The following is an 18480-nucleotide window of genomic DNA, read 5'->3' on the forward strand; positions in this document are numbered from 1 at the left end:
CGGCCATGAGCGGTCAATCGACATCCAGGCTCACTTTGTAGACAATCCCGGTCAGGTCTTTTTAACCACTTAATCACTCGGAGGATTTGCAAAAAATCTGCGCCATCGCCTGCGAATGGATCGGATACAGCAAAGTGAATACCATGAAACTTCTTTCTCTGATCATCATTGCTGGCAGCATGTGCGCGGGATGCAGCAATATCACACACCAAGCACGGGACGTGGACTCGCTCGCCTCATTGCCTGCGGATCAGACACAGATGGCGAAGCCGCAATGGAAGCCTGTCACTGCGCCATACCCACTCAGGATTTTCACGAAGGTCGAAATCGACGTCAACTCAATTCATCGGACGAGCGATGGTGGCATCACTGCCTGGAATCGACAGACATACGTTGAAGAACAGGTAGTGTCGTCGACGGAGAGCTACAGAATTGGGGAATCAAGGTATTGGTTCGATTGTGATCGCAGGCTGTTCAACATCGAACATATCCATACGAGAAAGACAGATGGAACTATGGTTAGATCACGTTCGATAGAGATCGCAACTCGTCAGACTGACAACGCGATTCCACCGAAGTCATTGATTAGTGCGGAAGCGGACCTTGCATGCAGTCACGCTAAACCTTCGTAGCTCGACACAACTTGCATGTACCGCCCAATGACCGAAAAGATCGGCCAGAGAGGGTCGCAGTTTCGCGTTGAATCCAAAGCCACTTTCGGCCGTTCGACATACCTATGCGAATCGCCGACAATCGGGTGAGCAATCTTCATTTGCGATGAAAAGCAGGCTGATGGAACCTTGCAAGATTCAATTTACGTTGGATAACCTTTGCCATTGGGCAGGCATGGGGGACTACGTGCTGATTCCGCCCGATGGTAGCTATGAGATCACACTGCGATATGCAGGTGAGCCTCCTCACGGAGATTCATACCACGTCGTTGATTTAGCCGGGCGCCGGCTTCCCGGCTATGCGTGGGGCAGCATTTTCGCAATGTCAGAATGTTCGAACTTCATTGCCTTCAGTTGGATGGAAAAGAAATTCGAAAGGCTGACGACGATTATCGACGTGAGACATTCCAGATACTTCGTTTTGCCGCGATACATCTACGATCCCCGTATCGAGTGGCCGTCAATTCAAGATGCGATGGGCGAACAAGAAGGGTATGCGTTCAACGGTTCGGAGGCTTGGGCAAATTATTGACGAGTTCCGGGCATTGTCGCCGGTTCAAGCTACCCCTCCGCGCGGCTGCCGAAACGAGCGCGCGAATTGATCTTCGCGACTGTCCGCTAACGAGAAAGCTGAAGGACCCTTCAGGGTCGGGAACCGCCGATTGGAGGCGATAGCAGTTCAAGCGAACTCGGGAACTATGCGGTGCCCGTTATTTCCGCGCGTGTGCGTCGAGCGCGTGACTCACGGTTAAGCTCCCGCGAGAGCTCTGCGTGCTCACGCATGCGATAGCTGTTCCCCTTGATGTTCACGAGATGGCAGTGATGGAGCACTCGGTCGATGAGCGCGGCAGCCATCACTTCATCCCCGAAGACAGCTCCCCATTCTTCGAATCCTTTGTTGGAAGTCAGTACGGTAGAAGCGTGTTCATAGCGTCGACTAATGAGCTGGAAGAACAGCACAGCGCCGCCGTGCGTGATCGGCAGGTAGCCAATCTCATCGACGACCAGCAACGCCGGATGGGTTAGTACCGTGAGACGACGAAGCAGTTGTCCCGTCGCCTGCGCTTCCTCAAGTGACGAGATCAAGTCGATCAAGGTCCCATAGTAGACGCGGCGGCCCCGCTTGGCCGCCGCGACGGCCAGGCTGATTGCGAGGTGGCTTTTTCCGACGCCAGGCGGGCCGAGCAGGACGACGTTCTCCTTGCGCTCGACAAAGCCGAGCTCGTGCAAGCTCTCGATTTGTTCGCGCTTGATCGATGGCTGAAAGGCGAAATCGAAATCCTCCAGGGTCTTGATAGCAGGGAGCCGGGAAGAGTGCATTGCCGCCATCAGACGGCGGTTGTTTCGCAGCTTTATCTGCGCTCCCAGGAGGCGCTGAATTGCTTCAGACGCTGTTAGTTGGCCGCTGTCGACCGCGCTGAGGATCTGGTCGATCGCCTCGAGCGAACCTGGCATCTTAAGATCCGCCAGCATATCGCGGATGGCCTCGCGGGGTGACCGGGCGGCGCTCATCGTTGGTCTCCCGCCAGCCTGCCGTATTCGCTCAGGGAGCGCCTCTCCACCCTGGGCAAGGCCGCGGCCGGTATCCGGCAAGTCGGGCGGTCTGACAGGGTTGCCAGTCCTCTATATGGTGCTCGTGCCAACGGCTGAAGTAAGGCCAACTCGTCGCGTAGAAAGCGGGCATCGGGTGCCTCTGCAGTGGTCCGATGTTTCCGCTGGTTGGCCTTGCGCATTACCCACGACAACGCCTGGGTATTCAGATCTGCATCATTGAGGAATTCCCGACCGTAGAAGAAGCTCTGTCGGACATATCTGATGGGTCGCTCCACCTTGCCTTTGGTCTGAGCCCGGTACGGGCGACAAGCGCGGATGCGAAAGCCCCAATGGCGAGCAAAGCGCGAAAACTCGACGTTCTCCAACACCCTGCCGCCGGCGCCACGCTGATCGTCGACCACAACGGCTTTCATTTGGTCGAACAGTAGCTCCAAGGGAACGCCACCATGGAAGGCAAAGGCCTCTTCCAGGCCTTGCATGAGCACCTCCATGCTTTGGCGCGGGTAAAACTGAAGCCACATGCGTCGCGAATAGCTCAGCACTACGAACAAGGCGTACCGTTTGCCCCATGGCAGCCGAAACTCGGCGAAATCAACTTGCGCCTGCCGTCCGGGCGGCGTCTCGAAACGCACGACTGGCTCTGGGACCGCACCTGGGCGAATTTGTCGCACGAACTCCTTGACCTGCGAATAGCCGCCCTTGTAACCGGCAGCGCAGATCTCCTCGAACAGCCGCATCGCGGTCAGCCTCGGGTATTCCGCCAGGCGTGCCGTGATAATGCCGCGGAACTTATCAATCTTGTGTGGGACCGGTGGACGACACCGGTACCGCAGTGACTCGTTATCCCGTGAGCGATCGAGTTGCCCTGTGTCGATCCAGTAGTACAGGGTGCGCAGGCTCACGCCCAATTGCCGCGCGATCTCCGTTTTGGACAGGCCTTGCTCCAGATAGTGACGTAGCAACACGCGTTGTTCCCTCCCGTACATAGGCGGCTCCAAAGGCTCTTTCGGAGCTGCCACCTTGCCCGAGCGTGCAAATTTCGTCCGCCAGTTCTGTGCAATTTACGTCCGCCGCCCACACTGTCTGACAAATGCACGGGCCGAAAGCGTCGTTCGAAGACTACGGCGAAAGGAAAATTAGCGGGCCAGCGCTTCGCGTTCGGAGTTGCGTGGCGGCGTTACAGCACTGATATCGGGCACATCCAAGACACAGAATCCATGGACCGTGATGTCGTAAAGGATGGCCGGAGGCGACAGGCCAAGCATCGGTGTATCCGCCTTCAGTTCGGCGTCGGCGGTTGACTCAATGGTACCGAGCCAGTGGAGTGCATAGAGGGGAACTTCCGAAACGGGTGTGCCAGCGCGGACGAAGAGCGCGCGGGGCCCATGGCGGTGGATGGTGATGAACATGGCGACCTCAGCACAGGAAACGTTAAACAGCTTTGCTGGCGAAACTCGTCAAGGCAGTAGGAAATATACGACCGGATTCTGGCTTTTTCCAGCGGGCGCTCACCCCCGATTTCCATCGCGGTGTGATGCAAATTCAGGCTGACCATGTCGGCCTTGCCGCGTGGCGGCAGTGGGGCCGGTTCTGTCACCAGGGCATCGACGGGCGTGAGGCGAGAAGGAGCGGGCGAACTCTGGGTCCCGGCAGGTAAGCCAGTCGTCTTAAGTTTCGCGCGACAGTACCACCACGCGGCGCTTCTCATCACCAGGCTTGTGGAAGGGCTGCATCAGCGGGTGGGGGGGCGTTTAGGGTCGGCGATGAGGGTCGGCATCGTGGACGACACGGCGCCGTCCGGCCACGTGCGCAAGAGCCCCGCGACCGCGAACGGCTCGCCGCCCGGGGCCGGAAACCTCCGCCGCGCGCGCGGCTTCCCCCATTGCTGGAACGATCGAAAAAATCCCACTACGCGAGGGACGCATAGTGGGAGGGAGCGGGGTCACGCCTTGTCAGCGAGAGGCGTATTGTGAATGATTAGCCACTTAGCTGTCATCCCTACGCACGCGGGGTCAAGTTATCTTCGTCAGCGTTTTCCGAATTTTCTCAAGCACGTGTCCGTGCTTGGCCTCCGCGCCCTCCCAGGTGCGTGAGTAGTAGCACTTCCGAATACTGCCGCTAATCGTGGTGCAGAACATCGGCGGTAGGTCATCCTTCAAGCTTGCCCAGCCCGAGAAATATGTCCAAACCTCAAGCGCGTATTCCGGCAGGTCGTCCTTGATTTGCCAGCCCTTTCCCTCGCAACTCGTCCAGGTTGCGTGTTCGGTGTAGTCGTAGCACCGCACTGGTTGTCCGGCGCCATCCAGAGTGTAGTAGCGGTCGCAGTTCTGACCGATCGGATGGTGTCGCAGGCCTTCGGGCAGTTCCGGCAATCTGATTAGTGGAGAGAGGCGGGGCATGGCGTCGTGACACTGTATATAAGTACAGTATAGTCACGATGGCGGAAAATGGAGCTTGTCCACAGCGTCGAGCTCTATATCGATTCTCAGCACGAGATAGAGAGCGTTGGACTGAGGGCTACCACCAAAGTATCTGTTTTTCAAATGAAGTTCTCTGCGCAGGGGCTCGCACTTGAATGTCGTAACTTCAGCGGATTTGCTGCATTACATCCGAGCTCTTGCGCGTGAGATTCGTTTGGAAGCCAAGGAGAGCGGTGATGTAGCGAGGTTGGGCACCGCCATGGTGCTCGCGGATCGCCTCAAGTGCGCGATGGCGGTTGGCTCTCCCTTAGAGATTGCCATTGTGGTGGGCTGTGCGGCGGAGATGTCTATTTTCCCGATGGACTCGGTGCTGGAGGATTGTGTGGCAACCTTGCGCACCACGAATCAACCTGCCTTATGCGGCATGGTCTGGGCCGTCCGGCATCGGCGCACTAGAGCGGGATCACGTGCAAGGTTCCTGCCTCTCTAGCCTCGGTGGCGCCTCATCCGAGCTCTTGCAGACTGTAGCATCGCAGCCAAGTTGGCGCTGCCGTTGCCTGGGCGCGCGTTCGTATTAGGTCAACTATGGAAGGATTTTGCATTGCCACAGTGCGCATAACGCGCGCCTGCGCCTCCTCTGAGGAGGCAGCAGGATGACCCGCTGAACCACAGGCAGAACTGTCGGACAGCGAGGTCATCAATCAGCGACGTCATCAATCGCTTGCACAGGAAAACACCACCTAACATTGCTAGGCACCAAGCTGAGTTGGCGGTAGCGAGTCTCCTGAGCCGGTAGCGCTACGCCGGATTGTTGCTGTCGTTTGCGAATCTTGCTGCTACTGCTTCCGCGCCACGGGCGAGCATTACAGTGTCGACGGCCACTGCGACGAACAGAGCGCCAAGCGCCAAACATTCCTTTGCGCGCTTCTCATCAACCATCAGTATTCCCGGCGCCTTACCGCAAGCCACAATGCGTTGGATGGCCTTGTCGATCTCGACACGGACCTCCGGATGCGTGGGCTGGCCTGGATAGCCTAGACTAGCGGCTAGATCTGCGGGGCCGATGAAAACGCCATCCACACCTTCAACGCTGCAGATATCTTCCAGGTTTTCTAGTGCTTCTGCCGTCTCCACCTGAACCAGCAGGCAGAGTTCGTCGTGGCAGGTCTGCATGTAGTCGTGTGTGCGTCCGAAACGCGTTGCACGAACGGTTGCACCACCTACTCCACGAACGCCATGTGGGGGGTAGCGGATAGCCTTGACTGCAGCGATTGCCTCCTCTTTCGTTTGCACATAGGGAATCAGCAACGTCTCACAGCCAATGTCCAGGAACCTCTTGATCAGAACATGATCGTTCCAAGCCGGCCGGACGACCGCAGAAGTTTTGCGTTCGGGGTCTGCGGCGACGGCCTGAAGCTGTTGCAGCACCATCGACACCTCGTTGGGCGCGTGTTCGGCGTCAAGCATGATCCAGTCGAAACCTGCACCCGAAAGTATCTCGACAGTGTAGTGGCTCGCCAGCGCCGACCAGATACCGATTCGAGGCTTGCCTGCTCGCAATGCCTTTTTGAATTGATTGACGGCAATCGCCATCGCGTGACCTCCAAGAGTCAGTGGAAATGGCACGAGACGGTGCCAAAGTCGCCGTAGTCGGCAATGATGGTGTCGCCCTTAGTCACGTCGAGCGGGCGAATAAACGAGCCGGCAAGGATGACCTGGCCCGGCTGAAGGACCACGCCATGACGATGCAGTCGGTTGGCCAGCCACGCCACGCCATAGCCAGGATGGTTTAGGACCCCTGCTGCCAATCCGGTTTCTTCGACTTCGCCGTTCTTGCTAACAATCGCCCCAATTCTGCGCAGATCAACATCTTGCAGAGCGGGGCGGAAAGGACGACCGCCCAATACAAGGGCGGCATTGGCCGCGTTGTCGGAAATCGTGTCGAGTACCGTGCGAGTGCGTTTCGTCTCTGGGTCTACCCGCTGAATTCGTGCATCCAGGATCTCGAGGGCCGGAGTGATGAAGGCTGTGGCGTCCAGCACGTCGAACAGTGTGCAGTCAGGGCCGGACAGTGGCTTATCGAGAACGAATGCTAGTTCCGCTTCAATGCGTAACTGCATGAATCGGTCGGAAGGGATTGCCGAGCCGTCGCGATAGAACATGTCGTCGAGCAACACGCCGAAATCAGGCTCGCTGATGTTGACGGCGCGTTGCATGGCTTTCGACGTCAAGCCAATTTTATGACCCTTGACGATCCGGCCCTTCGTTTGCTTCAAGGCCATCCAGGCGCTTTGAATAGCATAGGCATCCTCGATGGTCATTTCCGGATAGTCGAGGGAAAATTGGCGGCACGGTACTCGTGTCTCCTGTGCTTGCTCGAGCCGATGTGCCGCTTCGTTGAGTTGTTCGGGAGTCATGACGGTACCTCTTCGGCGCGAACGACGTTGGACAACACGCCGACGCCTGCAATGTCGACTTCCACGACGTCACCCGCCACGAGGAATCGGGGAGGATCGAAGCGAACGCCGGCGCCGATAGGAGTGCCCGTCGCGATGACGTCACCCGGGTTCAGTGTAGCGAACTGCGAAAGGTAAGCGACCAGCGCGTCAAAGGGAAACATGAGGTTCGCCGTAGTGTCGTGCTGTCGCACTTCACCGTTCACGCGGGTCGTCAATTCAATATTGTCGAAACCGGAGAACTCGTCTGCTGTGACCACCCAAGGGCCGATAGCCCCAGACGCGTCGAAGTTCTTGCCTTGCGTGACGTTGAATTTTCCGTGATGCAGCCAATCGCGGATAGTGCCCTCGTTGATGCAGGTGAGACCTGCGATGTGTGCGTGGGCGTCAGCCTTGTCGATCCGGCGACCGGTCTTACCGATAACGATGCCGATCTCTCCCTCGTAATCGAGTTGCTTCGACTCCGGCGGAAGCAGCAACGCCTGACCATGACCAGTCAGCGAAGCGGGCGTCCGCATGAAGACGCTCGGGTATTTGGGTAGGTCGCTGTTATCTTTGTACTCCGCGTTGCGATGTGCGTAGTTGACACCAATGCAGAAGATCTTTTCAGGGTCCGGTATCGGAGGCAACAGCTGTACCGACGCAAGGGGATGGTCTACCTGCGCGCGAGAAATGGCATCCTTCGCGTGGGCGAGAAGCGGTTCACCGCCCGCGAGGAGATCTTTCACGGACTTGGTATCCGCTAGTCGTCGTGCGAGGTCGATGACGCCAGCTTCAGCACCTTGGCCGATGACGGCGCCCCAGGAAACTTCTGCGCCGGCGAGAAAAGTAACGAGCTTCATGCTTCGAATCCGAAGAGGTTGGCGGGATTTTCCACAAGGATCTTGTGGCGCATTGCGGCGTCCGGAGCAAACCGGTAGAGGAGCTCAAGCAGGTCACCCTCATTCGGGGGCTGCTTGACGGAAACGGGGTGGGGCCAGTCGCTACCCCATACGCATCGGTCGGGGGCGGCGTCAACTAGTCGTTGCGCTAGCGGTACGACGTCGTTCCAGGGTGCCCCTTCTCGCGAGATCTTCTCACTGAGTGAAAGCATGACCCAGTAGTTGCCTCGCGTCAGTCTGTCGAGGATGGCCCGGAGGCTCGGATCGGCATCTCCTTTGGTAGGATCGGCGCGTCCCATGTGGTCCAGGAGGATCGGCACGTTAAGCTTGTCATAGGCGGCCAGTTGCGACTCGATGCCATCGGGTTCGGGCTGCAGCTTGATGTACCAACCTAGTTCCTTGACGCGGGAAAACGCCTTGTCTTGTTCAGATGCGCTCATGCTGATGCCTAGCCCAGCGCGGGTGAATCTTGCTCCGCGCACACCTGCGTCGTGGAGTTTTTCCAGATAGGCATCGTCGCACTCAGTCAGCACGGCTGCGTTGGCGCAACCCAAGTAGGTGCGCGGTCCGGTCGGCGAGTTCAAATTCTTGAGCGCATCAAGGACGACGGCGTGGTCCGCACCATAGGTCGTGGCCTGGACAATTACGCCGCGAGTGATACCTAATGTGCGATGCAAGCGCTGGGCGATCTCCCACGTCGCAGTTGGCATTTCATAAGCCGCACCTGGCCTAACGGGGAACCTGTCGCGAGGGCCGAACACATGGAACTGACTGTCGCAACTGTTGGCCGGCGGCAGAGGGACTGGCGCACGGGGATTGGGATCGAAGGGAAGGTAGTCTGGCATATCGGTGGCGCAAGAAGTGAGCGCGCCCTAAAGCGCGCGTTGATGTTCCGTGACGTCAGGCGATGAAGGCAGTGAAATCGCATTCGATGAGCTTCCCCATATCGAGGTCGGCCTGCATCGTGTGCCGAGCCGGTCGAGACGCGGGGTCGGGAAACATCTCGAGCCATGGCTTGTTCAAAGCAGGGCGTTGACTTCTGTCCTTCATCCAAACCGTCAACTTGACGATGTCGCCGGTCGTACCGCCTGCCGCTTCGACAATGAGCTTGACGTTTGCGAGCATATATTCGCATTGCGCCTCGATGGTTTCGGCAGGCTTCCCGGTGGAGGGATCGTTGCCCTGGATGCTGCCGCTCATCAACAGCGGGCCGATCCGGCAACCGGCTGGAATAGGATTCTTATGACTGAATCCGGTCACGTAGACGCTGGTACGGCGAGTGGAGAGGTTGTCGCTGGAGGCGTTCATGGGATGTTCTACTCTGCTGTGATGTTTGCCTGCTTGATCAGCGGTGTCCATCGCTTGTCCTCATTGGTCAGGAACTGCTTGAATTGCTCTGGAGTACTACTGCGAGCCTCTGTACCCAATGCATCAAACTTCGCCTGCACCTCCTTGTCGGCGAGAATGCGGCGCAACGCGTCCGAAAGTTTCGTCACGATCTCTTGCGACGTTCCAGCGGGGGCGAGCAGGCCGGTGAAGGTTTCTACAGTCAAGTCCGGGAAACCCGATTCCTGTAGGGTCGGCACGTTCGGCAGTTGCGGCAGACGCTTCGCGGAGCCTACGGCTAGCGCCCGCGTGCGACCTTGCTTGATGAAGGGCAGGGCAACGGAAAGCTGGTCGAAGTTGAACTGGACTTGGCCGCCGAGCAGATCTGTCGTGGCCGGCGCGTTGCCCTTGTAGTGGACGGTGGTCCAGTGAGCTCCAGTCTTTTGTTGCAGATACTCGCTGACCAAGTGGTTTTGTGTGCCAGCTCCTGGGGAGGCCATTGTCAAGTTGCTGTCGGGCTTCTTGGCCGCAGCTAGCAGATCCGCGACTGTCTTGTACGGTGAAGTACTGTTGACCTGCAAAATCACCGGCGTGAAGGACACTGAACTAATTGGGACAAAGTCCTTCTTCCAGTCGTAGCTGTTCTTTTTGTAGATCGTGGGGGAGAAAAGAATGGGACCGTTCGCGCCCAGAAACAGCGTATAGCCGTCTGCTTTTGCCTTCGCCACGGATTCGGCGCCAATAATCCCGCCTGCGCCTGGCTTGTTGTCGATAAGGAACGGCTGCCCGAAGATCTCCTGCAGCTTCGCGCCGATGATTCGACCTGCGGAGTCGACATTCCCGCCCGGCGGGTAAGGCACGACTACGCGTACAGGCTTATCCGGCCACGCTTGCGCAAGAATGGGTGAGGCGAGGGAAACCAGTACTGCCGCCAGCGCGGCTTTTGTGACAGCGCGCGGGCATCGAAACTCGGTCATGTTGTCTCCGTTTGTCATCTAGTTGGGCCGGGCATCCGCCCGACTCGTGACAACTCCACTCTACAAATGTCGAGTGCGCTGCTGCAATGCAATAACTTCCCAATAGTCCATGATGTGGACTATATTGATGCCGAACACCGCCGCACATTTGTCGCCGAGGGCAGAATCGCTGCATCACTGTTCGAACGTAGGAAACCGTAATGCAAGTCCTAGCCGAATCCCTATCCCCTGAAGCAACGTATCGACTGATGAGCGGCATCGTTGTACCGAGGCCCATCGCGTGGATTACTACGCTGTCACCGGAAGGCGTCATAAATCTCGCCCCGTTCTCCTGTTTCACCTTCGTATCGAATAAGCCTCCGCTGTTGGGAATCAACATCGGGCGGAAGGCAGGGGTACGCAAAGACACGGGTGCGAACATCCACGCGACGAAGGAGTTCGTGGTCAACATTGGCGATGCGACGCAACTAGACGCGATTCACATGAGCAGCGTCGAACATCCGCCGGAGGTGAGCGAGGCCGACATCTTGGGTCTGGACACGGCGCCGTCCGTGTCGATTCGCACGCCGCGTTTGGCCGACGCTCCTGTGAGCATGGAGTGCCGGCTTGAGCGTGTCATTGAGTTTGGTGAGACTGGCGCAGAGTTTATTGTCGGAGAGGTGCTGGCATTCCATCTCCGCGATGGGCTGTACCGTGACGGCAAGGTGGAGACACGCGAGTTGAACCCAGTGTGTCGTATTGGAGGCCCAAATTATGCGAGTCTGGGTGAGATCGTCACGCTGAGAGCTGTAGCGCAAACGCCTAAGTCTGTCATGAACAAAGATGGTTAGGCAGTCAACCGTGCAAGCGGCTGTTCTTTGATGACGGAGGTGACGATGGAGCGTGGGTCCGACAAGAGCGGCGCGTCCGAAGGCGCACAGAGTATTCGTCGTGCGCTAGCCATACTGCGCATCGTTGCCGCCGGGCAAGAGCTAGGCGTTCGCTTGGTCGACGTGGTGGCCAGCACCGGACTTAGTCAACCCACGGTCCACCGGATCTTACGTGTACTGATTGAAGAAGGCGCTGCCGAGCAGAATCCAGAGACTCGTCGCTACGTCATTGGCAATGAGGTGTCGCTGCTAGGCTTGGCTCGTATTGCGCGTTTTCCGCTTCGTGCCGCCGCCGAACCATATTTGCAGTACCTGAGCGAGACGCTGGGCGACACAATATTCCTGACAATTGCCAATGGCGACGACTCTGTATGCATCGGACGTTGGCCGGGGAGCTACCCAGTCAAGGTATTGTCAATTGATGTCGGGGCCCGCCGACCTCTTGGGGTAGGTGTCAGCGGGTTGGTGCTTCTGGCGTCCAAGCCGGACGATGAGCTCAAAGCAATCGTCAAACGCAATGCGAAGCGATTGGCCGCGCTGAAAGTCGACCCAGTTGACCTCATGGAGCGTGCGCACGAGGCGCGCAAGCAGGGGTACGGTTACACGGCGAAGGGTGTTGTGCAGGGATCGCGAGCGGTAGCGGTTCCGGTGTTCGATGGTTCGGGTGCTGTGGTGGCGGGTATCGCGATGGCGACCATTACCGAGCGACTTCCTGCCAGTCGCCTATCCGCTACGGTTATCGAGATGCAAAAGCAGGCTGAGATGCTGCGTCAGCGAATCATTGAGATGGGAAAGTCCCGCATCTGACGGTGATGAGCGCTCGCGTTCCTGTCCGCGACAAAAATCACGTTTGGGCACAATAGGCACAGGGCTCGGCGCCCTGTATTCAGATTTCACTGCGCATGTGGGCGCATGGTGCAACGCCCAATCCCAAATCCCGTTGAATAGCCCAGGCGACGTCTAGCAAGCGCCGGTCACCAAACCGTGCCGTCACCATCTGGATGCCCACGGGCAGGCCACCGCTACCCAATCCCGTCGGCATCGATATGCAGGGCGCGTGAAGCAGAGTCCAGATGCTGTTGCACGCGGGGCTGCCAGTGTCGTCAAGCCCATATGGCGCTTCGCCGAGCGCCGGCGGTGTGAGCACCACGTCCAGATGGCCACTGTCTCGGAAGAGCGCATCAAACTTTGATCTGCACATCGCGGCAGTATCATATGCAGTGACCAGATCGCTATGGCGATAGCCCACGACATTCTCGGCGGTCTGCCGAATCAGCGGATGCATGACGTCTGGCCTGCTCAGGAGCTCGGGTAGGAAGCTTCGCCGGCCCTCCTGTCGGATGATGATTTGCTGGGCGGCGGACAGTGACTCGAAATCGGCCGGCAGCGCCAGTTCGACGATCTCCGCGCCTTCGCGCGCGAGTGCCGCCGCCGTGGACTCCAGTGCGGCCTTTCCCGATGCATCGACCTTGTCCCAATGTGGTCCGCGATACAAGCCGACTTTCAGGCCGCGCAGTGCCACCGGAACGTTGGAGGGCTCGTCGCAGATCCGCAGCGCATCAGCCACGAGGGACAAGTCGGCGACGCTTCGGCCATACCAGCCAATCGTGTCTAGGCTTGGCGCATAGACCTTGGCGCCTTCGGAGCTCGTCACGCCATGCGTAGGCTTGAAGCCGAAGACGCCGTTATAGGCAGCGGGACGGATGATGGAGCCGCCGGTCTGCGTGCCAAATGCCAATTGCGCCATGCCCGCTGCAATGGCCGCCGCCGAGCCAGACGACGATCCGCCCGGTGTATGCATGAGATTGTGCGGATTGCGCGTGGCGGCCGGTCGACCATTGGCACCAAACTCCACCGTATCGGTCTTGCCGACAACCAGCGCGCCGAGTGCACGAACCGTCGCCACGCAAGCAGCATCCTTGCCGCTGCGATGGCTGGCATAGGCGGGCGTGTTGTACGTCGTTGGCATGTCGAACGTCTCGATAACGTCCTTGATGGCAAACGTCAGCCCATGCAACGCATGCCCAGGCGTAAGCTTGTCGAGTTCACGCGCTCGACGGACAACGGCCTCAGGATCCAGGTACGCGAACGCTCGGATTTCGGGCTCATACCGTGCGATCTGCGCGAGCGTGGAGCGCGCAAGGTCTTCACACGACAACTCGCGCTTGTGGATCAGTTCAGATGCCTCGACGGCACTCAGGGCAAACGGTTGCATGGATGAATGCTTTAATCTGCGTGGATGCCCGAATGAAGCGCAACCGCCTTCAGGCGAGGCAACTCCTCGGCAATCAGCGCCTCGACCGCCTTGCCATCGGCGTATCCCACCTCGAACCCGGTGGCGAGCAACTTCTCCTGCATCTGCGGGCTGGCCATGGTGTTCGCCAGTGCCTTCTGCAGCTTTGCCTTGACGTCCAGAGGCAGCCCCTTAGGCGCCGCAATGGCGACCCAGGTGGAGATCGACGGCAGCTTGACACCGCTCTCGGCAAGCGTTGGCACATTCGGCAACAAGGTGGAGCGCTTCGTTGTGGTCACGACGATCGGCTTGATGCGCCCTTCCTTGATATAGGGCAGCGCTGCCGGAACGGTATCGATGTCGAATTCGATCTGGCCGCCCAACAGGTCATTCATAGCCGGCGCACTGCCCTTGTACGGGACGTGTGTCATGCGGATACCGGTCGCGGTCTTGATCATCTCTCCAGCGAAATGTGCGGTGCTGCCATTGCCAAACGAGGCGTAATTGTAGCCGTCTGGCTTGGCCTGAGTGGCCGCAACGACGTCCTTGAATGTGTGTGCTGCGATGGATTTACCGGCGAGCAGCACCAGCGCATTGCGCCCCAACAGCCCGATCGGCTCGAAGCTCTTGACCGGATCATACGGCAGCTTCGGCGTGATCGCCGGGCCCGACGTGAACGTCGAACCCGAGCTGATCAGCAGGGTGTAACCATCGGCCGGCGCCTTGGCAACGAATGCCGCACCAATGACGGTGCCCGCACCAGCGCGGTTTTCGACCACAATCGATTGACCGAGCTGCTCGCCCAGCTTCGCGGCTACCGTACGGCCCACCACGTCGGTATTCCCACCTGCCGGAAACGGCACCACCAGTTGAATGGGACGCGACGGATAATTCGCCGCCCCCTGTGCGAGCGCAGCGCCTGACACCGCCAACCCCATCCCCATCGCCATCCCCATCACGATGGCACGACGTCCTTTCCAATGCTTCGACATATCTATATCACCTAAAACAGGATCTACAAGTAAACAACATCACCGAGCCGCCAATCCTCTAGGCTGCCGCACGCGCCCGATGCCTGGTACGTGCTTCCAGCGCGGGCGCTTCGCCAAGTTCCCAAAACACCGACACCATCATCGCCAGGCCCTGCTCGACGATCGTCAGTGGCAGATGTTCGTTGGCAGCGTGCTGTTTGCATCCGGGATAGGAGTGCGGAATCCACACGGTGGGCAGGCCGAGAATGTCCGAGAACACGTCGTTCGGTACCGTGCCACCAAGGTTGGGTACGACAGCGGGCTCTTCACCCATAACGTCCTTGACGGCTTCCTTTGCCCAGCTTACCCACGGGCTCGCAGGATCAAGCCGCGTGGCGGGTGACCCACGTACCAGCCGCACTTGGACGTCGGGGTAGCCGGCCTCATCCAGATGTCGACGGACGATGTCCTCGATCGCTGTCCAGTTCGTACCGACGACAAAGCGCAGTTGCATATGGGCATGTGCCGCCGGTGGGATAGCGTTGACCGGTTTCGCGTGATTGCCGGCGTGCAGCGTCAGCACCTCCAGCGAGTTCCACCCAAGCAGTCGTTGCGCAGCGCTAAACCCTGGTTCACCCCAATCCTCATCAATCTGCCGACCCAAGCTCTCGCTGTCGACTTTCAGCCGGGCAAGCGCGTCGCGCACGGGCGCGGGGATCGGCGGGGGCAACAGGTCTTGCACGAGAATGCGCCCTCGGCCATCGACCATCGACGCTATGGCGCTTGCAAGGACCACGCCAGGGTTCTTCATGATGCCGCCCCAATTGCCAGAATGCAGTCCACCGGCTCTCGGCGTGCACGACAATTCGAATACGGCTGACCCACGTGAACCCAGGAACAGGGTGGGCTGGTCCTTGCTGACGCGCGGCCCGTCCGAGGCAATGAACAGGTCCGCAGCAAGCGCCTGCGCATGCGCCTTGCAAACCTGGCGCAGGCCTGGCGAGCTGCGCTCCTCGCCGAGCTCGAACAGCGCCTTGAGGTTAAAGCCCAGGCGCCCGTCACGCGCCGCGATGACTTCGCGCAACGCCGTCAGATTTGTGAGGTGCTGCCCTTTGTTGTCCGCCACCCCGCGGCCATACCAGGCGCCATCTTGTAACGTCAGCGACCACGGCGACAAGCCGGCTTCCCATTGATCTTCGTAGCCGGGCACGACATCGCCATGGCCATATGTGAGCACCGTCAGGAAGTCCGGCGACTCGATGCGCTCGGCAAGCAGGAAGGCAGAGCCGCCGGCCACTGGATTGTCCAGATAGCTGCAACGGAAGCCCATCTCGGTCAGATCGGGCTCCAGGATCTCTCGGTAGTACGGCAGTAGATCCTCATCCTTTGCGTCCGGGCCGCTCACAGACCGGTAGGCCACGCGTTTTGCGAGGGCATCGGCAAAACGGCCATCCTGGAAAATGCGTTGGACACTATCCAGTGCTTGGCGCTTCTTCGACATGTCACGCATCGTTGGCTCCAAACGTGGCCGTCAAGGTGCGCACGCTCGGTAGCGCGCGGAATGCGACGAGCTGGTCGACGAGTGACGCCAGCGCGTCGGCAGGCATCCAAGGCTGACAGCATGCCTCGATCTTGGCGAGCCGCTCGTCGTCGGTGTAGGGGTCCTGAATCAGTCCACGTGCATAGACGCGTTGCGCCTCGAGCGTGCGGCCGTCCTTGAACGTGAGTTTCACGATATGCGGAGGTCGGTCATCCGGGTCCTTCGGCTCGTCCTCGAAGGCGCGGGCCTTGAGGTGCGTCAAGCGGAACAGATCGCGCACGGCCTTGCGTTGCACGGCTTCGGGCGTAAAGTCAGCCAGTGTCACGGTGCCTTGAAGCAACGCCAGCGCGATGTTGTAGTGCATCGAGAACCGCGCCTGGAATTCGTCCTGCGGATTGTCGTACCGCAGGTTTTTCTTGTTGCTCGCGCCAACCAGGATGTCGATGGACTCGACTTCGTTGGGCGAAAAGCCATGTTCGCGCTTCAGATCGAGCACGCAGTCGATCGCGTTGTGGGCCGATCCGCAGCATGCGTGGCGCTTGGGCGCCAGGCCGAACTCTTCAAGGGCCAACGGATTGCCGAGTTTTTTCAGCGGCGCATCCCAGCCACGCGGCGCAGGGCCACCGTAGAGTGCGAGAAACCCTTGCGGATCCTCCAGCACCTCCGGATTCCCCTGCAGGCCCGAGGCGGCGAGCTGGGCGGCCACGATCGCGTTCGATGCCGACATGCCGCACTGGAAGGACTTGGCCTCGGTGCCAAACTGCGCCTTGTTGCCGGAGGCCATGCTCACGGCAATGCTCATGGCCGCGACCGTCTGTCCAGCATCCAGCTTCAGTAGACGTGCGCAGGCGCCAGCCGTGCCAATGCATCCGACGGTAGCCGTGGGATGCCATCCCGCAAAGTAATGAGACCGGTTGACCCCGCGACCCAGCGTGGCATGCAGTTCCAGACCCACGATGTAGGCATCGAGAAGATCCATGCCACTGGCGTCAGTTTCCTCACCCAGTGCGAGCAGGGCAGGCACCAGCACCGCCGACGCGTGGGTGAGCGCCGGGTAGAAGTTGTCGTCGATCTCCAGCACGTGCGCGGCGGTGCCATTGACCATCGCGGCCCACGGGGCGGGTGCCTTGCGCTGTGTACCGACCACAGTTGCGGCACCGGCGCCCCACGCGTGAATGCCCTGTGCCACCTTGATGCTGACCGGGTCGGCGCCACCGGCCACCATGCAGGCAATCGTGTCGCCAAAGGCGTGCATGGCGCGATCCAGGACGATGTCCGACCATTGATGCTCCTGGCTGGTGGCCCAGGCAGCAAGTGTCTCCAGAACTGACATACGAGCGTACTCCGAGGCGACGATGCCTCTTTGGATTGGTAGAGAGATGGGGAAAGGTAGAACGGCGGCGTGTTCAGTCCACAGCGGCACCGGACGTACGAATGACGTTGGCCCACTTGGCCCGTTCACGCGCGACCCACGCGGAGAATTCGGCAGGTGTACCACCGACCACCTCGTAGCCCAGGTCACGCATACCTTTGACGACGTGTGGATCCTTGAGGGACTGATTGACTGTCGTGTTGAGTTTTTGCACGACAGCCGGTGGCATGCCTTGCGGGCCGATGATCCCGGACCATGCAATCACTTCGAAGCCCGCCACGCCTGCCTCGGCGACCGTCGGCAGGTTCGGGACAAGCGGAGATCGCTTGAGACTCGTCACCGCCAGTGGCTTCAGTTTGCCGCCTTTGACCGCGGCCAGGCTACCAGCGAGATTGTCAAACACGAGGTCGACGTGCCCCGCCATGACATCGTTGACAGCTGCCGGCGCGGTCTTGTACGGGGCATGAACCATGTCGGTCTTCGTCATGTACTTGAACAATTCCGCACCGACGTGGCCAGAGGTGCCGTTACCAGCCGACCCAAAGACGAGCTTGCCGGGGTTGGCCTTGGCATAGGCGATCAATTCGCCCACGGACTTCACCGGCAACGATGGCGACACGGATAGCAGGTTCGGCGTGTAGCCAGTCTGGACAATCAGTTCGACATGATTCGCGGCGGCAAGACCGGCCTTGGATAACGACGGATTGATGCCAAGGGTCTGCGTGTTGCCGTGGCCGATCGTGTAACCATCGGGGGCGGCCGAAGCAATGGTCTGCATCGCGATCAATCCACCACCGCCGGACCGGTTCTCGATAACGATGGCCGTGCCAATACGCTTGCTGACATCTTCGAGAATCAGTCGCATCAGCGCGTCAGGCCCCGACCCCGCGCCTGAACTCAGCACGTACTTGATCGGCCGATCCGGGTATTCAGCCCGTGCTGGCTGACTCACAGTCAGCGCCAAGACCGTGGTGATCGCAGCCCCGGCCATCCGTCGAGCCACTTTCCATTGCGCCAAGCGAACCATCTTTTGCCTTCGTGTGTGCTCGACCTGTGCTGCACAAGCGTGGTGCCCTAGGTCGGCGCTCGTTTTCGAGTCTGGTGCATCAGAAAAAATGATGCACCGCAAAAGGGCGGCTGGCCTGTCCGCCCTGCCGCGTATGCGACAATGCGTTGATGGTATTGGGACGAGCGGCATTGGCGCAAACCA

Annotated in this window: 18 protein-coding genes; 3 read left to right on the plus strand and 15 right to left on the minus strand. The window is 59.4% G+C overall.

Annotated features, from left to right (window positions below; genetic code table 11):
* The first annotated feature begins 699 nt into the window (after positions 1-699).
* A complete protein-coding gene (locus tag CYJ10_RS32180; RefSeq protein WP_146001989.1) occupies positions 700-1203 on the plus strand; it encodes a hypothetical protein in 504 nt (167 codons plus the stop codon).
* A gap of 164 nt (positions 1204-1367) precedes the next feature.
* Here CYJ10_RS32180 and istB read toward each other — a convergent pair whose 3' ends face one another.
* The 10 genes from istB to CYJ10_RS32235 all read right to left on the minus strand — a co-directional run bounded on the left by istB (position 1368) and on the right by CYJ10_RS32235 (position 10285).
* Entirely contained in the window at positions 1368-2183 is an 816-nt protein-coding gene (istB, locus tag CYJ10_RS32185; RefSeq protein WP_219621418.1) for an IS21-like element helper ATPase IstB, read from the minus strand.
* Positions 2180-3190: an IS21 family transposase gene (gene istA / locus CYJ10_RS32190; RefSeq protein WP_180862835.1), complete on the minus strand. Its 1011-nt coding sequence runs from the start codon at positions 3188-3190 to the stop codon at positions 2180-2182. The genes istB and istA overlap by 4 nt, the downstream gene beginning before the upstream one ends.
* 171 nt (positions 3191-3361) lie before the next feature.
* Positions 3362-3634: a hypothetical protein gene (locus CYJ10_RS32195; protein ID WP_101685492.1), complete on the minus strand. Its 273-nt coding sequence runs from the start codon at positions 3632-3634 to the stop codon at positions 3362-3364.
* Between the two features lie 603 nt (positions 3635-4237).
* A complete protein-coding gene (locus tag CYJ10_RS32200) occupies positions 4238-4624 on the minus strand; it encodes a hypothetical protein (protein WP_146002164.1) in 387 nt (128 codons plus the stop codon).
* A gap of 819 nt (positions 4625-5443) precedes the next feature.
* Complete coding sequence (locus CYJ10_RS32210) at positions 5444-6238, minus strand: aldolase/citrate lyase family protein (protein ID WP_101685495.1); 795 nt, start codon at positions 6236-6238, stop codon at positions 5444-5446.
* Positions 6239-6255: 17 nt separating this feature from the next.
* Complete coding sequence (gene hpaH / locus CYJ10_RS32215; protein ID WP_101685496.1) at positions 6256-7062, minus strand: 2-oxo-hept-4-ene-1,7-dioate hydratase; 807 nt, start codon at positions 7060-7062, stop codon at positions 6256-6258.
* A complete protein-coding gene (locus CYJ10_RS32220; protein ID WP_101685497.1) occupies positions 7059-7943 on the minus strand; it encodes a fumarylacetoacetate hydrolase family protein in 885 nt (294 codons plus the stop codon). The genes hpaH and CYJ10_RS32220 overlap by 4 nt, the downstream gene beginning before the upstream one ends.
* Positions 7940-8827 carry an amidohydrolase family protein gene (locus CYJ10_RS32225; RefSeq protein ID WP_101685498.1) on the minus strand — a complete coding sequence of 296 codons (888 nt, stop codon included), beginning with the start codon at positions 8825-8827 and terminating at the stop codon, positions 7940-7942. Before CYJ10_RS32225 ends, CYJ10_RS32220 begins: the two co-directional genes overlap by 4 nt.
* 55 nt (positions 8828-8882) lie before the next feature.
* Complete coding sequence (locus CYJ10_RS32230) at positions 8883-9290, minus strand: RidA family protein (RefSeq protein WP_101685499.1); 408 nt, start codon at positions 9288-9290, stop codon at positions 8883-8885.
* An 8-nt stretch (positions 9291-9298) separates the two neighbouring features.
* The gene (locus tag CYJ10_RS32235; RefSeq protein ID WP_101685500.1) at positions 9299-10285 is read right to left on the minus strand and encodes a Bug family tripartite tricarboxylate transporter substrate binding protein; all 987 of its coding nucleotides are present in this window, start codon (positions 10283-10285) and stop codon (positions 9299-9301) included.
* Between the two features lie 200 nt (positions 10286-10485).
* Between CYJ10_RS32235 and CYJ10_RS32240 the strand changes: the two genes are divergently transcribed.
* Together CYJ10_RS32240 and CYJ10_RS32245 are read left to right on the plus strand one after the other, a co-directional pair.
* Entirely contained in the window at positions 10486-11115 is a 630-nt protein-coding gene (locus CYJ10_RS32240) for a flavin reductase family protein (protein WP_101685501.1), read from the plus strand.
* A gap of 45 nt (positions 11116-11160) precedes the next feature.
* Positions 11161-11961, plus strand: a complete 801-nt coding sequence (locus tag CYJ10_RS32245) for an IclR family transcriptional regulator (protein ID WP_101685520.1) — start codon at positions 11161-11163, stop codon at positions 11959-11961.
* A gap of 79 nt (positions 11962-12040) precedes the next feature.
* Here CYJ10_RS32245 and CYJ10_RS32250 read toward each other — a convergent pair whose 3' ends face one another.
* The 5 genes from CYJ10_RS32250 to CYJ10_RS32270 all read right to left on the minus strand — a co-directional run bounded on the left by CYJ10_RS32250 (position 12041) and on the right by CYJ10_RS32270 (position 18288).
* Complete coding sequence (locus CYJ10_RS32250) at positions 12041-13369, minus strand: amidase (RefSeq protein ID WP_101685502.1); 1329 nt, start codon at positions 13367-13369, stop codon at positions 12041-12043.
* Positions 13370-13380: 11 nt separating this feature from the next.
* Positions 13381-14379, minus strand: a complete 999-nt coding sequence (locus CYJ10_RS32255) for a Bug family tripartite tricarboxylate transporter substrate binding protein (protein ID WP_101685503.1) — start codon at positions 14377-14379, stop codon at positions 13381-13383.
* A gap of 58 nt (positions 14380-14437) precedes the next feature.
* Positions 14438-15868 carry a M20 family metallopeptidase gene (locus CYJ10_RS32260; RefSeq protein WP_257993632.1) on the minus strand — a complete coding sequence of 477 codons (1431 nt, stop codon included), beginning with the start codon at positions 15866-15868 and terminating at the stop codon, positions 14438-14440.
* A complete protein-coding gene (locus tag CYJ10_RS32265) occupies positions 15861-17231 on the minus strand; it encodes an MmgE/PrpD family protein (protein ID WP_101685504.1) in 1371 nt (456 codons plus the stop codon). Before CYJ10_RS32265 ends, CYJ10_RS32260 begins: the two co-directional genes overlap by 8 nt.
* A gap of 73 nt (positions 17232-17304) precedes the next feature.
* Positions 17305-18288 carry a Bug family tripartite tricarboxylate transporter substrate binding protein gene (locus CYJ10_RS32270; protein WP_180863137.1) on the minus strand — a complete coding sequence of 328 codons (984 nt, stop codon included), beginning with the start codon at positions 18286-18288 and terminating at the stop codon, positions 17305-17307.
* Between the last annotated feature and the right edge of the window lie 192 nt (positions 18289-18480).

It is taken from the genome of Cupriavidus pauculus, from assembly GCF_002858765.1.
Lineage (GTDB): Bacteria > Pseudomonadota > Gammaproteobacteria > Burkholderiales > Burkholderiaceae > Cupriavidus > Cupriavidus pauculus_B.